General features: G+C 45.0%; 14 protein-coding genes and 1 tRNA gene. 13 read left to right on the top strand and 2 right to left on the bottom strand.

Annotated elements, in window-relative coordinates; translation table 11 throughout:
- Nucleotides 1-55: 55 nt before the first annotated feature.
- Both ACT6PV_RS05845 and cysS read right to left on the bottom strand, forming a co-directional pair.
- Nucleotides 56-131 (bottom strand) — tRNA-Gly (locus ACT6PV_RS05845).
- A 65-nt stretch (nucleotides 132-196) separates the two neighbouring features.
- Nucleotides 197-1,618, bottom strand: a complete 1,422-nt coding sequence (cysS, locus tag ACT6PV_RS05850) for a cysteine--tRNA ligase (protein WP_445115507.1) — start codon at nucleotides 1,616-1,618, stop codon at nucleotides 197-199.
- A gap of 227 nt (nucleotides 1,619-1,845) precedes the next feature.
- Between cysS and ACT6PV_RS05855 the strand changes: the two genes are divergently transcribed.
- From ACT6PV_RS05855 to ACT6PV_RS05915, 13 genes are all read left to right on the top strand, one after another.
- Complete coding sequence (locus ACT6PV_RS05855; RefSeq protein WP_445117041.1) at nucleotides 1,846-2,811, top strand: KpsF/GutQ family sugar-phosphate isomerase; 966 nt, start codon at nucleotides 1,846-1,848, stop codon at nucleotides 2,809-2,811.
- A gap of 3 nt (nucleotides 2,812-2,814) precedes the next feature.
- A complete protein-coding gene (locus ACT6PV_RS05860) occupies nucleotides 2,815-3,354 on the top strand; it encodes a KdsC family phosphatase (RefSeq protein WP_445115508.1) in 540 nt (179 codons plus the stop codon).
- 44 nt (nucleotides 3,355-3,398) lie between these two features.
- The gene (gene lptC / locus ACT6PV_RS05865; protein WP_445115509.1) at nucleotides 3,399-3,944 is read left to right on the top strand and encodes an LPS export ABC transporter periplasmic protein LptC; all 546 of its coding nucleotides are present in this window, start codon (nucleotides 3,399-3,401) and stop codon (nucleotides 3,942-3,944) included.
- Nucleotides 3,931-4,497 carry a lipopolysaccharide transport periplasmic protein LptA gene (gene lptA, locus ACT6PV_RS05870; protein ID WP_445115510.1) on the top strand — a complete coding sequence of 189 codons (567 nt, stop codon included), beginning with the start codon at nucleotides 3,931-3,933 and terminating at the stop codon, nucleotides 4,495-4,497. Before lptC ends, lptA begins: the two co-directional genes overlap by 14 nt.
- Nucleotides 4,497-5,240 (top strand): LPS export ABC transporter ATP-binding protein, encoded by a 744-nt coding sequence (gene lptB, locus ACT6PV_RS05875; protein WP_445115511.1) that lies wholly within the window; start codon nucleotides 4,497-4,499, stop codon nucleotides 5,238-5,240. Before lptA ends, lptB begins: the two co-directional genes overlap by 1 nt.
- An 82-nt stretch (nucleotides 5,241-5,322) precedes the next feature.
- Nucleotides 5,323-5,919, top strand: a complete 597-nt coding sequence (locus ACT6PV_RS05880) for an IMPACT family protein (RefSeq protein WP_445115512.1) — start codon at nucleotides 5,323-5,325, stop codon at nucleotides 5,917-5,919.
- Nucleotides 5,912-6,529, top strand: a complete 618-nt coding sequence (locus ACT6PV_RS05885) for an acyltransferase (RefSeq protein WP_445115513.1) — start codon at nucleotides 5,912-5,914, stop codon at nucleotides 6,527-6,529. The genes ACT6PV_RS05880 and ACT6PV_RS05885 overlap by 8 nt, the downstream gene beginning before the upstream one ends.
- Nucleotides 6,530-6,665: 136 nt before the next feature.
- Complete coding sequence (locus tag ACT6PV_RS05890) at nucleotides 6,666-7,508, top strand: universal stress protein (protein WP_445115514.1); 843 nt, start codon at nucleotides 6,666-6,668, stop codon at nucleotides 7,506-7,508.
- A 220-nt stretch (nucleotides 7,509-7,728) separates the two neighbouring features.
- Nucleotides 7,729-8,421 (top strand): FadR/GntR family transcriptional regulator, encoded by a 693-nt coding sequence (locus ACT6PV_RS05895; protein ID WP_445115515.1) that lies wholly within the window; start codon nucleotides 7,729-7,731, stop codon nucleotides 8,419-8,421.
- Between the two features lie 34 nt (nucleotides 8,422-8,455).
- Nucleotides 8,456-9,649: a hypothetical protein gene (locus ACT6PV_RS05900; RefSeq protein WP_445115516.1), complete on the top strand. Its 1,194-nt coding sequence runs from the start codon at nucleotides 8,456-8,458 to the stop codon at nucleotides 9,647-9,649.
- Between the two features lie 439 nt (nucleotides 9,650-10,088).
- The gene (locus ACT6PV_RS05905; protein WP_445115517.1) at nucleotides 10,089-11,645 is read left to right on the top strand and encodes a 4-hydroxyphenylacetate 3-hydroxylase N-terminal domain-containing protein; all 1,557 of its coding nucleotides are present in this window, start codon (nucleotides 10,089-10,091) and stop codon (nucleotides 11,643-11,645) included.
- A gap of 37 nt (nucleotides 11,646-11,682) precedes the next feature.
- Nucleotides 11,683-12,225, top strand: coding sequence for a flavin reductase family protein (locus tag ACT6PV_RS05910; protein WP_445115518.1), 543 nt, complete (start codon nucleotides 11,683-11,685; stop codon nucleotides 12,223-12,225).
- A gap of 524 nt (nucleotides 12,226-12,749) precedes the next feature.
- On the top strand, nucleotides 12,750-13,697 hold the full coding sequence (locus tag ACT6PV_RS05915) for a LysR family transcriptional regulator (protein WP_445115519.1): 948 nt from the start codon (nucleotides 12,750-12,752) through the stop codon (nucleotides 13,695-13,697).
- Nucleotides 13,698-13,725: the final 28 nt, after the last annotated feature.

The following is a 13,725-nucleotide window of genomic DNA, read 5'->3' on the forward strand; positions in this document are numbered from 1 at the left end:
GCGGAAGATGTCGGACAATAAAAAAGCCCTGATGATGAATCAGGGCTTTAAATTCTGGAGCGGGAAAGGAGACTCGAACTCCCGACCCCAACCTTGGCAAGGTTATGCTCTACCAACTGAGCTATTCCCGCAATATGGATCAGCATTATAGAGAATTTCATTAAACTGTCAACTCTCTATGCGCTTAAATGGTGAATTAATCAGCACGACGCCAGATGGTTCCCTGACGGGTATCTTCCAGCACCACACCGCGGTCAAGCAGGGACTGACGGATTTCATCTGCCTTCGCAAATTCCTTCGCTTTTTTTGCATTCTGGCGTAGCTGAATGAAATCCTCAATTTCAGTTTCTGTCAGACCAGAAGCTTCCTGACCAATGTCTGATTTAAGAAAGTCATCCACGTTGTGCTGCACCAGACTCAGAATATTGGTGAGGTGACGTAAGGTGGAATAATACACCGTGGCCTGTTCAGCATGCTGATCCTTGACTGCACGATTCAATTCCTTATTGACTTCAAATAATACCGCCAGCGCTTCTGCGGTATTAAAATCATCACGCATAGCCTGATTAAAACGTTCCACCAGGGTCTCATCCAGGGTTTCAACGGTTTTTTCGCCATAGGCCTGCTGATAGGCTTTAAAGGAATGGTAAAAACGGGACAGGGCTGTTTTGGCTTCCTTTAATGCAACATCTGAAAAGTTGACAGGACTGCGATAATGCGAGGACACAATAAAGTAGCGGATGACCTCCGGGTGAAATTTCTGCATGACCTCACGAATCGTAAAGAAATTCCCCAGCGATTTGGACATTTTCTCCCCATCGACATTAATAAAGCCGACATGCATCCAGTAGTTTACATACTGTTCACCTGTTGCCGCTTCACTCTGGGCAATCTCATTTTCATGGTGTGGAAACAATAAGTCTGAACCACCACCATGAATGTCAAAATGGTTGCCCAGGCAGCAGGTCGACATGGCAGAACATTCAATATGCCAGCCGGGACGTCCATTACCCCAGGGCGAAGCCCAGAATGGTTCATTTTCCCTGGCGTGTTTCCACAGCACAAAGTCAAAAGGGTGTTTTTTCTCTACTTCCACATCGACACGTTCAGAAGCACCGGCCTGCATATCTTCCAGTTTACGACCGGAAAGACGGCCATATTTTGCAAATTTTTCCACTTCAAAATAGACATCGCCATTTTTTGCAGGATATGCGGTGCCTTTTTCCACCAGATTGCCAATAAGGTTCTGCATCTGGCCAATATATTCAGTGGCCCGGGGCGCCTGATCCGGCGGCAGACAGCCGAGCTGTGCGGCATCTTCATTCATGGCCCGGATAAAACGGTCAGTCAGTTCGGTGATGGTCTCACCATTTTCATTGGCACGCTGAATGATCTTGTCGTCAATATCGGTAATATTGCGGATATATCTGATCTTCCAGCCCTGGCTGCGTAAAAAACGGGTAATCAGGTCAAAGGCAACCATGACCCGGGCATGGCCAATATGACAGTAGTCATAAACCGTCATGCCACACACGTAGATGTCTATATGTCCTTCCTGACGTGGTACAAATTCAACTTTTTTACGCTGTTCGGAATTATATAGAACAAATGGTTGCATGGCTGATCTGAAAAAAATTTGATAAAAGGTCGATTATCATAACGTAAGCGCCATACTTCATAAAGTTTTATACGTTATTTTTCTATACAGATGAAATTTATACATTTCGAAAAGCAGTCCGTTGCATTGCTATGCTAAAATGCACAAAAATATTCAGACTGAAATTAAACAACTCTTTGCAGAGTTAAGGTAAGCGCACTTTGAACCCATCCAGCCAGTCAGATCAGATTGATTTCCAGAAAATTGCCCTGCACACCCTGCGTATTGAAGAACATGCCCTGCAGGTGCTGGCCACTCAGATCGACGCACGTTTTACCCGTGCCTGTGAAATCATTTTGCAATGCAGGGGACGGCTGGTGATTACCGGCATGGGAAAATCAGGTCATATTGGCCGTAAAATGGCAGCGACTTTTGCTTCAACAGGTACCCCTTCATTTTTTATGCATCCGGGCGAGGCCGGGCACGGTGATCTGGGCATGCTGGTGCGTGGTGATGTGCTGATTGCCATCTCAAATTCAGGCAAAAGCGATGAAATTATGATGCTGATGCCGCTGATCAAACATTTGCAGGTGCCCTTGATTACCATTAGTGGCGATGATCGGGGGCCGATGCCGCAAAACGCGGATGTTGCCCTGACCCTGGGGGAAATCCAGGAAGCTTGTCCATTAGGACTGGCGCCAACATCAAGTACAACAGCGACGCTGGTACTGGGGGATGCACTGGCGGTTGCATTACTGGATGCGCGCGGATTCACCGCAGACGACTTTGCCATGTCTCATCCTGCAGGTGCATTGGGAAAACGGCTACTTTTGCATGTAAAACACCTGATGCATACAGGTGCTGAATTGCCAAAAGTCTCTCCGGACACGCCCATGAATAAAGTATTGTATGAAATATCCAATAAGCGTCTGGGCTTAACCACAGTGGTTGATGCCAGTGACCGGTTATTGGGGATTTTTACCGATGGTGATTTGCGGCGTCTGATTGACCGACAGCAGGGTTTTGATATCAGTTTACCGGTTGCAGATGTGATGATCAGAAATCCGGCCACCATTTCTCAGGAAGCCCGTGCAGTTGAGGCGCTGGAAAAAATGAATGAAAAGAAAATCAGTCAGTTTATTGTGGTGGATGATGAACATAAGCTGATTGGTGTCATCAGCATGCATGACCTGATTCAGGCTGGAGTAAACTAACGCATGGCATCTTATGTTTTGCTGGAACAGGCACGCCATATGGAAGCACTGGTGCTGGATGTGGACGGTATTTTAAGTGATGGCTTTGTGACTCTGACCAATAGCGGTGACGAAATTAAATCCTTTGATATCCGTGATGGGCTGGGAATGAAACTGGTGCAGCAGGCGGGTATGAAAGTCATTATTATTACCGGCCGTAAAAGTCATATTGTTGAAAAGCGCATGTCTGACCTGGGGGTTGATCTGGTTTTTCAGGGACGTGAAGACAAGGGCGTGGCCTTAAGGGAAGCCTGTGCGCAGTTTCAGCTTCTGCCGGAAGACTGTCTGTATATGGGCGATGACTGGCCTGATCTGTCTGCATTTGCAATTGCCGGTATGAAAGTGACAGTGCCCAATGGCCATATTGAGGTCCGTCGCCGAGCTGATCTGGTAACCCAGGCAATGGGCGGGCGTGGGGCAGTCCGGGAAGTCTGCGATATGTTGCTGAGTGCAAAAGGCGTTTACCAGGAACTACTTGAAAAATTTACAGCGATACCACATTAATAAGCAAATACTGATATTTGCCTGAAGTTTTCAGATGATCATTTATGGATACTAGAGTTTTATATATAACCGCGATTGTGATTGCAGCGGTCAGTGGTGGATATTATTGGTACAGTGGTAAGGGGAAAAAACTGGATGCAGACTCTGCACAGAATAGAACCGACTCTGCTGAAGGTATTCATTTGCTGCAAACAGACGAGCAGGGACGGTTATATATCAGGGCAGATGTGGACCGTCTGCAACAGGATGTACAGAAAAAAACGTCTCGGCTGACCAATCTTCATGCGTCGATGTATCACAATGAGCAGGTGGATTCCACCTTCTTTGCCCGGCAGGCGCAGGGGTACAATGACAATGAGAAAGTTATTTTAACCGGTAATGTCAAGGCGACTAAAATTGGCGGGCAGGGTACAATGGTTTTTGAGACGGATCAGCTGACGGGTTATCCTAAGCGGCGGACAATGGAAACAATTCATCAGGTTACGGTGACCTCACCGAATGGTACATTTGTCAGCAATGGTTTACAGGCAAATCTGAATGAAGGTCAATACGAATTCTTTAATATTCGAGGAAAGTATGCACCACACTGAATCACTTTATTTTTCTAAAACTTTCCTTGCAAAAGTATTGATCACCGCAGGAATATGCATGGCTTCTGCAATGACTTTTGCGCTGTCTTCAGATCGTAGTCAGCAGATTTCGCTGGCGGCAGACCGGGCAACTTATAGCGAAAAAACCGGTTTGATGACTTATTCCGGTAATGTGGTTGTTGAGCAGGGCACCATGAAATTACAGGCTGCTTCAATTGTGGCACAACTGAATAAGAGTAAGCAGATCAGTACTGTGACGGCAACCGGTTCTCCGGCCAGATTTCAACAACAGCTGGACAGTAATAAGGGCATTGCCCGCGGTGAAGCGCAGAAAATTATTTACAATGCTGAAACCGGCATCATTAATTTAATCGGGAATGCCTATTTGTATCAGGACGGCGCCAGTATTCGCGGCAACAGTCTGAAATACAGCATGAACAAGGGGGATATTGAAGCCTCAGGCAGCTCTGATGTGGGTGGTTCAGACAAAGGCCGGATTCAGATTATTGTCCCGCCCTCCAGCAGCCGATCATTTCCGGGGGCACGTAACTGATGACTCAGCCAAACCAGCCACAGACCCTGTGCATTAAGCATCTGGCAAAAGTTTATAACAAGCGCTGGGTGGTCAGGGATGTCTCCTTTACCATGCAGAGTGGGCAGATTGTTGGCCTGCTCGGCCCTAACGGTGCCGGTAAAACCACCAGTTTTTATATGGTGGTGGGCCTGGTGCGGATGGATAAGGGCGAAATTCATCTGGATGAGCTGGATATTTCCGATCTAGCCATGCATGAGCGTGCCCGTAAGGGCATTGGCTACCTGCCGCAGGAAGCATCCATTTTCAGGAAACTGACCATTGCCCAGAATATTATGGCCATTCTGGAAACCCGTAAGGATCTGAACAAGCAGCAGCGCAAGCAACGACTGAAGGAATTACTGGAAGATTTTAAAATTTCACACATTAAGGATTCACTGGGCATGAGCGTATCCGGGGGGGAACGCCGGCGTGCTGAAATTGCCCGTGCACTGGCCGCTGATCCCAAATTCATGTTGCTGGATGAACCCTTTGCCGGGGTGGACCCGATTTCTGTGGGTGATATTAAGGATATTATCCGTCAGTTGAAAAACAGGGGCATCGGGGTGTTGATTACTGATCATAATGTCAGGGAAACGCTGGCTATCTGTGAGCATGCCTATATTGTCAGTGAGGGTGCAGTGATTGCGGCTGGAACACCGGAGGAAGTATTGGCTGATGAGACAGTACGTGAAGTATATCTGGGCGATGACTTCAAGGTTTAATTGAATTTTCAGGGGTGAATGAACGTTTTAAGGCTGAATAAAAGTCGGCTTTTGAAAATGGACGCCATAAAAGAAACCAATTATGCCTGTCAGTCTTGTATCTGAAACCACCTGTGAACAGGAAATTAAAAAAAGTCGCTTTCAGGCGATTGCAGCGCCTGTGGAAAATGAACAGCAGCTCAGGGATTTCCTGCACAAATATGCAGATGCATCGGCAACCCATCAGTGCTGGGCGTGGAAAATCGGCCATAGTGTCCGGTTTAATGACGACGGTGAACCATCCGGAACGGCCGGCCGGCCGATTCTGAATGCCATTGAAGCACATGAACTGACCAACAGTATTGTACTGGTCAACCGCTGGTATGGCGGAATTAAATTGGGCACCGGTGGCCTGGCCCGTGCCTATGGCGGCTGTGCCGGTCAGTGTCTGTTGCTGGCAGAAAAAACTGAATTGGTGGAAAGGAAAAAAGTCCGTTTCAGCTGTACTTTTCATGAGTGGGCCATCATGCAATATGAATTACAGCGGCAGGATATTGAATATATCGAGCGGTACACAACAGATGGTGTCGACATTGAGGCGATGCCGGCGCTGCATCTGCTTGATCCACTGGCATTAAAAATTCAGGATATGACCCGTGGACGTGAACAGTTAATCATTGTGGAGCAACAGCATGACTGAGCAGGGCGCTTTGCTGCAATATCGTGAACAGCATAAGCACCGTCTGAATTACATGCCGTGGCTCTATTGGTCACTGAAACCGAAAAACCGCAGCTGGGCGGAACAATGGCAGCATGAATATCAGCAATATTTAATGTCCGTTGAAACTATTGAAATTGGCGAAAACTGCTTTATTTCGCCACTGGCCCATATTTTTGCTGAACCCGGGCGTAAAATTGTCATTGGTGACCATAGTTTTATTGCTGCAGATTGTACCCTGCATGGGCCGTTGCATATTGGTCATGAAGTTGCCATTAATCATCATTGTATTCTGGATGGTGGTCGTGCCGGGATTAAGCTGCATGATCAGGTGCGTATGGCGGCATATTGTCATTTATATGCTTTTGATCATGGTATGGCACTGAGTCAGCCGGTGTATCAGCAGGCAGTGCGTTCCAGGGGCATTGAAATTGAAAGGGATGTCTGGCTAGGGGCGCATACCGGTGTGAAGGATGGTGTCAGAATTGCAGCACAGGCTGTCATTGGAATGAACAGTATGGTGACCCGATCCGTCGGGACAAGGGAGATTGTTGCAGGGAACCCGGCGAAATTCATCCGTTACCGTGACTGATGCATGTTCTGTACGCATATCATATAAAGCCCTGACATTGATTACATTAAAACAGTCCAACACCCTGATCAGTTATGCTAGCTTAAAATCATAAATATAAAAACCGGGGCTGTTCAGACCGGTAGGAGAGACTAAAATGAATCGTGTGATTGCCTGTATAGATTCTTCACCCTGTATTAATGCACTTGCTGAGGCCGCAGCGTGGGTTGCGCAGAAAACTCAGCGTGAACTGGTGTTGTTACAGGTGCTTGATTATTATCCGGCGAGTTACCACCTGGGTGAGATCAGTGGTGTGATTGGCTTTGAAAGTAATGCCATGCTGCTGAAGGAGCTGGCAGAACTTGAGCAGAAGCAGAGTGAGCTTGCACTGGATTACAGCAATAATTTACTTCAGCATATTTCGGATATGATTTCTGAAAAATATGGGATTACGCCCGCCCGTATTCAGGAAAAAGGTGACTTCCTGGAGCAGAGTTTTCAGGTACTGACCGAAAATGATTTCGTGGTGATCGGCCGGGTGGGTGAACGCTCTGCGGAGAAACATAAAATCATTGGTGGGAATGTTGAGAACTTTATTCGTGGTGCCAAATGCCCGGTTTTAACGGTGGGTGATGGCTTTAAACCGCCCACAAGGTTTATTTTTGCCTACGAACTTTCCGAAACTGTTCAGAAAATGCTGAAACGTGTTGCCAGAAGTGATTTGTTGCGTCAGCTGCAATGTCATTTGCTGTACGTCGGTGATCATCCCGAAATTTTAAATGAACCGGCTCAGTTCCTCAGGGATGCCGGTATGGATGTTGTGGTTGAATACCGTTATGGTGATGTAGCTGAAAATATTCTTGATTATCAGCAGCAGCATCAGATTCAGATGATTCTGCTGGGGGCGTTCAGTCACAGTAAAATCCAGCAGTTTTTCCTGGGTAGTGTAACGACCACAATTTTCAGGAATACGAATGTGCCGTTACTGGTGGTCAAATAAAACGGATTCATCATGAAATATGCCATCAACCAGCATGGTTTATGGCATTTTTTTCAGGCAGACATAAGGCTGACCCAGACGTCTATCAGGGCTTTGTAACTCAGGGCCGGTTGATGCTCATTGACTGAGCCGTTGCCGGGGGAGTAGGTGGTTAAACATTGCTCATTTAAACATGGGATGATAGTATCATTCCATGTTTTATCTACATTGAGCTGATGTGATGCTGAACAAAATCAAAAAAAATTCATTGGTGGATGAAACCATTCAGGCCATCAGACGCAATATTCAGAATCAAACCTGGAAAATGAATGAACGGATTCCAGCCGAAGCTGAACTGAGTGAAATTTTTGGCATAGGCCGTAATACTGTTCGGGAAGCCGTAAAAATACTGGCTTATCTGGGGGTGCTGGAAGTCTGTCAGGGCGATGGCACTTATGTCCGTGCTGTCGATGATTTCTCAGAATCCATTCTGATGGTGAACCATGCTTATCTGCGTGATCATCTGGAAATCCGTTATATCCTGGACATTGAGGTGGCCCGTTTTGCTGCACAACGCAGAACTGATGAAGACATTCAGAACATTTTTTATTTTCTGGAAAAGCGTTCCAATGCGGATTATCAGCAAGCGCTGGATGAATTTCTGATGATTGAACGGGATCTGCACCTGGCCATAGCTGCCTCCTGCCATAACCAGGCGCTCTATGGTACCTACCGTTATTTTGTCAACTCAAGCCTGGCTTATACCAGGCAGATCATACTGGACCACCGCTTACAGGAACCCAGTCAGCAGATACATGAAAACCTGGTGAAAGCGATTGTGCAGGGACTGGAGGATGAAGCCATTGAAATTGCCAGGGGCATGAGTTATTCGCTCATTCAATTGCTTGAAAACGTACCGGATCGATTGCATTAAATTTGAAAAGTGATGAAAGAATATAGGTAAAAATATGAGATGCAATGTCACTGTACTTGAATCCACTAATGAAATCAGCAAACGTACGCTGGCATTACTGGCCAGCCAGCCTGAACAATATTCCATTTTTGCAATCTCTGCATCTGGGGCATTGGAACAGCTGGTGGAAATGTGCAGAGTATACCGACCACGTATTGTGGTCGTCCCGGCAAATAAGCAGGATCAATTACAGAAGCTGTTCCGGGAAAATCAGATCAAGACGGACATCATGACCGGTGAAACAGGGATGATTGCGGTTTCTTCACATTCATCTGTTGATATTGTTGTTTCAGCCTTAAGTGGTGTGGCGGCATTGCCTTCATGTTTTGCTGCGGTTAAGGCCGGGAAACGACTGTTGCTGGCGCATACCGATATCTTAATGATGGCAGGCAGCCTGCTGATGCAGGCGGCTGAAGTCAGTCGGGCTGTCATTTTGCCCATTAACTATGAATACAATTTAATTAAGCACAGGCTGTTAACGTATTTTAACCGGCAGGATAAAGATGATTTTCAGCATATGGAGATTTCACAGGTTTTATTGGCAGCTTCAGGTGGCTCGCTGTTGTATATGCCGCTCAGTGAGCTAAAACAGGTCAAGCCGGACGATATTGTAAAAAAATCGGTCACCAGGAATGAGCTGAAGCAATTGATTAATTCATCCACGCTGATGGATAAGGGACAGGAGTTAGTTAACCTCAGTCATTTTTGTGCATTGAGCGAAAATATGCTGGATCTCACCATACATCCGCAGCATAAAGTTCACTCCATTATCAGAATCAGTAATGATTCCAACCTGCTGCAGGCGGTCAATCCTGATCTGAATAAATCCATTGCGGTCGCGCTGGACTGGTCCATTTTCAGGAGTTTTCATTCAGAAGAATCCCTGCCGGATTTATTTACAGGTGCCGTACTGACGTTTCAGCAACCGGCAGCTCAGCGTTTTCCGGCAGTGCAACTGGTAAAAAGCGTCATTCAGTCGGGAGGTGTGTCCGGCGCTATTCTGAATGCGGCAAATGATGTGGCTGTAGATGCCTATATGCATTCGCAGATTGACTATATTGGCATTGTCCAGCTGATTGAGCAGGTATTAAACACGCTTGAAAATAAAAAGTATACGGATATTGAGACCGTTATTGAAGTTGACCGGGAAGCAAGGAGCTTCAGTAAAAAATATATCAAAAGTATTTAAATGGTTCATCTATTGGGCCTTTGCAATATAAAGTGTACAATATGAGTGCATTTTATTTAAGTGGTGCTTTATAATAATCACAATAGGCACCATTATTGTTCTTTTGATAGTTTATAATAGTAGGGTGGTATAGGTTTTTGTTATTTAACTATTCCCCTATTTTATATAGGGGTGTTTGTATCTGCCTGTAATTTTATTTAAATTATAATTGTTTGTATTTTAATTGTATTTTTGTTTTTTTGTCTAAAAATATCACCATGAATCATTTGGGTTATAAGTTTAAAGTTATAAATCACATATTAATTCATTATTGGACGATATAATATATCGTTGTTACCTTTTTTTAAACCAAGTGAAAATGTTTGAGGCGAATAAAACATTTAAAACCAGGATAAAGCGTTTATGGAAAAATATAGCGTTTAAATTAATGGAGAAAGGTATGCATCAACAAGCAAATGAGAATATAAATAAAGATTACATTCCATTTACAGGTCAGGAATACCTGGAAAGTCTGAATGATGATCGTGAAGTCTGGATTTATGGTGAGCGTGTTAAAAATGTGGCAGAACACCCGGCATTCCGTAATTCAGCACGAATGATTGCCCGAATGTATGACTCGTTGCATGACCCTGAACGTAAGGATATTCTGACTGTACCCACAGAGTGGGGAGGTTATACACACCGCTTTTTCCGTGCGGCACACAGCATTGAGGAGCAATTGGCTGCGCGTGATGCCATTGCAGAGTGGCAGCGTATTTCCTGGGGATGGATGGGCCGTTCTCCCGATTATAAGGGCTGTCTGCTGGGTTCGCTGGGTGCCAATGCAGATTTCTACAAAGGTTTTGAAGACAACGCACGCCGCTGGTATCGCAAGGCGCAGGAAAAAACCTGGTTTATTAACCACGCCATTTTAAACCCACCGGTGGACCGTGGCATGGGAGCTGATGCCGGTAAGGATGTATTTGTCCGTGTGGTTAAGGAAGACGATAAGGGAATTTATGTTTCCGGTGCAAAAGTTGTGGCAACAGGTTCAGTGCTGACTCATTACACCTTTATTGGTCATGTGGGACAGGTGCCCATTCAGGACCCGGCATATACCCCGGTGTTTATGATGCCGACCAATGCGCCTGGTGTGAAATTATTGTGCCGTGTTTCCAATGAATATCGGGCCGCTGTTTTAGGCAGTCCCTTTGATTATCCATTGTCCAGCCGTATGGATGAAAACGATGCCATTATCGTCATGGATAATGTATTCATTCCCTGGGAAGATGTCTTCATTTATAACAACCTTGAACAGGCCAATGCGTTCAATATCGGTTCAGGATTTCTGGAAAGAGCGTCTTTGCATGGCTGTACCCGTTTTGCGGTCAAACTGGATTTTCTGGTGGGAACACTTGCAAAAGCCCTGGAAATTACAGGTTCCGAGAAATTTCATGGCGTCATGTCGCAGATGGGCGAAGTGATTGCATGGCGCAATACTTTCTGGGCACTCTCGGATGCCATGGCCAAAAGCGGGATTGCGTGGCAGGGTATGATCCGACCGGATCCGCATCATGCAGGTGCCTATCGGGTCATGAACCAGACGGCAATGCCCCGCATTAAAAATATCATTGAACAGATTGTTGCAAGTGGGTTGATCTATTTGAACTCGCATGCTGATGATTTTAAAAACCCGGAAATCCGCAAATATCTGGACACCTATGTCCGTGGTTCAAATGGCAAGGATGCCATGGAGCGTGTCAAGGTCATGAAATTACTGTGGGATTCCATTGGCACAGAGTTCGGTGCCCGACATGAACTCTATGAAATTAACTATATCGGTAGTAATGATCTCACCCGGCAAACCAATTTATTTGCTGCACAGGGGACAGGCTTACTGGATTATTGCAAGGACTTTGCACAGTCTGCGATGGATGAATATGACATCAATGGATGGACTGTACCGGACTTAATTAATCCTGACGATGTCAGTATTCTGATTCGTAAAAATGCTTGATCATCACGATCTGTACTGTTCTGAAAGGAGATGAACAATGGCAGTAGCAAATCTTGCAGAGACAACATTGGGTGAAATGATGAGTATTGTCAGGGCCAGCCAAATGGATGTTGATTTTAATGAGCGCGATTTTCGCAATGCAATGGGGAAATTTGCAACCGGCGTGGTGGTCATTTCATCACAGCATGAAAATCAGGTGCATGCCATGACCGCCAATGCGTTTATGTCAGGCTCACTGGACCCGGCAATGGTGATTGTTTCTGTTGCAAATCGTGCCGCATCGCATGAGAAAATTACCCTGGGTGAGCGTTTTGGCATCAGTATTCTGACTGCTGAACAGCTTCAGGTCAGTAACCATTTTGCCGGCAAGCGTTCTGAGAATTTTGAACCTGAGTTTGAATATCTGAATGGTTTTCCAGTCATTGAAAATGCCTGTGTGCAGCTGGTCACTGAGTTAAAGTTCGCTTATCCCTGTGGAGATCATACCCTGTTTGTTGGACTGGTCACGGGTCTGAGACAGCATGATCAGGCAGAACCCTTACTGTTCCATTGTGGCCACTATGCTGCGTTGACCTCTTAAAAACCTGCTTATTTAAACTGTATCCGATGGGCTGATTCATCTGTTTTCAGATGAATCATTTCGGTTTCAGCGATTCAGTAAAATAAAGGGGCTAAGGAAGCTAAGAGAATAGAGTAAGAAAGCAGCCAACCGAGTAAGCGGACGCTAAAAGCAGATTGCCTGAACGGGCAATCTGCTTTTTATTCTGGGGTGGTTCTATTGATCGATCAGCGAATCGATAGCTGAACACAACTGAATGCTTTGAGTCTGTAGATATTGTTATGGCGAGTGGGAATCAGATCAGTGATACAATGATTCTGTTATATCCCATTGCTGCTGAACTGGCATTCCGGACGTTTTAAAATCAGCGTTTTCATTATAAAGTATCAGGATGAAATTTTGACTAAAATTTACATTTATTTTATGCATTTTTCTTAAAAAAAGCCCATAATGAATGGGCTGATTTAAGCAGAAGAGACCTGTATATAAAAGAGAAATACATAAGGTCTGTTTGAAGTAAATGGAATTGGAGTAAATTATATATTATGGCTAAAATCGATAATTATTTACGCTCGAATTTAAAATTAAAACATTTGCAATTACTGGTGACGCTGGATGAAATGCGTCATATTGGCAAGGCCGCAAGTTTTTTAAATGTAACCCAACCGGCAGTTTCAAAAACCCTTGCAGATTTTGAAGATGGTCTGAATATCAAGCTTTTTGAGCGTTCCACCAGGGGAATGATACCGACCAGGGCCGGAGTCACCTTACTTAAGCATGCAAAAACCATTTTAAATGAAATTGCATCTGCACGGGATGAACTGGTGGCAATCAGTGAGGGACGGGACACCAGTATTTCCATTGGTATATTGCCTTCCATTTCCTTATCGTTATTTCCAAAATTTGTGTCAACTATCAGTAATGACAATATCATTGCCAGTATTTCAGCAAAGGAAGGCAGCTCAGATGCTCTGTTGGCATTGCTCAGGGCCGGCGAGGTGGATGTGGCCATTGGTAATCTATCGGACAAACCGCTGGGCCTTGAGTTTAAAACCAAACATTTGTACAAGGATCCCATTGTTATTGTCGCGAAAAGTGCTCACCCATTGTTTCAGAAGGAACAGATCAACTGGGCAGATTTATCCAATTATCCGATGGTACTGGCACCGGTATTTGCTTCGACCCGGACCATTATTGAAGAATTCCTGCTGAATAAAAAGGTAAATCTGTCCAAGCGTTATCTGGAATCATTATCCACACTGACCAATATTGGGGTATTGCAGGAAACTGAGGCGATTGGATTTTTATCAAAACAGCTTGCAGATTATTTTAAGAAATCCGGCGTGATTGATATTATACCGCTTGAAATGGAAAATATTTATATTGATATTGGGCTGATCTGGTATGCAGAGCGAAAACTGACACCGTCACAGTCCAATATTATTTCAATTCTGGAAGATACTGCATATAAAAATATGGTTTTGAATGGTTAATTTATCTATGTATGGTTTATTTACTGCG

The organism is Acinetobacter sp. WZC-1 (genome assembly GCF_052544965.1).

What these genes read in the sequence shown, in the direction of transcription:
- cysS (WP_445115507.1), bottom strand. Translation starts at nt 1,618, where the DNA reads ATGCAACCATTTGTTCTATATAATTCCGAACAGCGTAAAAAAGTTGAA.
- ACT6PV_RS05860 (WP_445115508.1), top strand. Translation starts at nt 2,815, where the DNA reads ATGGCATCTTATGTTTTGCTGGAACAGGCACGCCATATGGAAGCACTG.
- lptC (WP_445115509.1), top strand. Translation starts at nt 3,399, where the DNA reads ATGGATACTAGAGTTTTATATATAACCGCGATTGTGATTGCAGCGGTC.
- lptA (WP_445115510.1), top strand. Translation starts at nt 3,931, where the DNA reads ATGCACCACACTGAATCACTTTATTTTTCTAAAACTTTCCTTGCAAAA.
- lptB (WP_445115511.1), top strand. Translation starts at nt 4,497, where the DNA reads ATGACTCAGCCAAACCAGCCACAGACCCTGTGCATTAAGCATCTGGCA.
- ACT6PV_RS05880 (WP_445115512.1), top strand. Translation starts at nt 5,323, where the DNA reads ATGCCTGTCAGTCTTGTATCTGAAACCACCTGTGAACAGGAAATTAAA.
- ACT6PV_RS05885 (WP_445115513.1), top strand. Translation starts at nt 5,912, where the DNA reads ATGACTGAGCAGGGCGCTTTGCTGCAATATCGTGAACAGCATAAGCAC.
- ACT6PV_RS05890 (WP_445115514.1), top strand. Translation starts at nt 6,666, where the DNA reads ATGAATCGTGTGATTGCCTGTATAGATTCTTCACCCTGTATTAATGCA.
- ACT6PV_RS05895 (WP_445115515.1), top strand. Translation starts at nt 7,729, where the DNA reads ATGCTGAACAAAATCAAAAAAAATTCATTGGTGGATGAAACCATTCAG.
- ACT6PV_RS05900 (WP_445115516.1), top strand. Translation starts at nt 8,456, where the DNA reads ATGAGATGCAATGTCACTGTACTTGAATCCACTAATGAAATCAGCAAA.
- ACT6PV_RS05905 (WP_445115517.1), top strand. Translation starts at nt 10,089, where the DNA reads ATGCATCAACAAGCAAATGAGAATATAAATAAAGATTACATTCCATTT.
- ACT6PV_RS05910 (WP_445115518.1), top strand. Translation starts at nt 11,683, where the DNA reads ATGGCAGTAGCAAATCTTGCAGAGACAACATTGGGTGAAATGATGAGT.
- ACT6PV_RS05915 (WP_445115519.1), top strand. Translation starts at nt 12,750, where the DNA reads ATGGCTAAAATCGATAATTATTTACGCTCGAATTTAAAATTAAAACAT.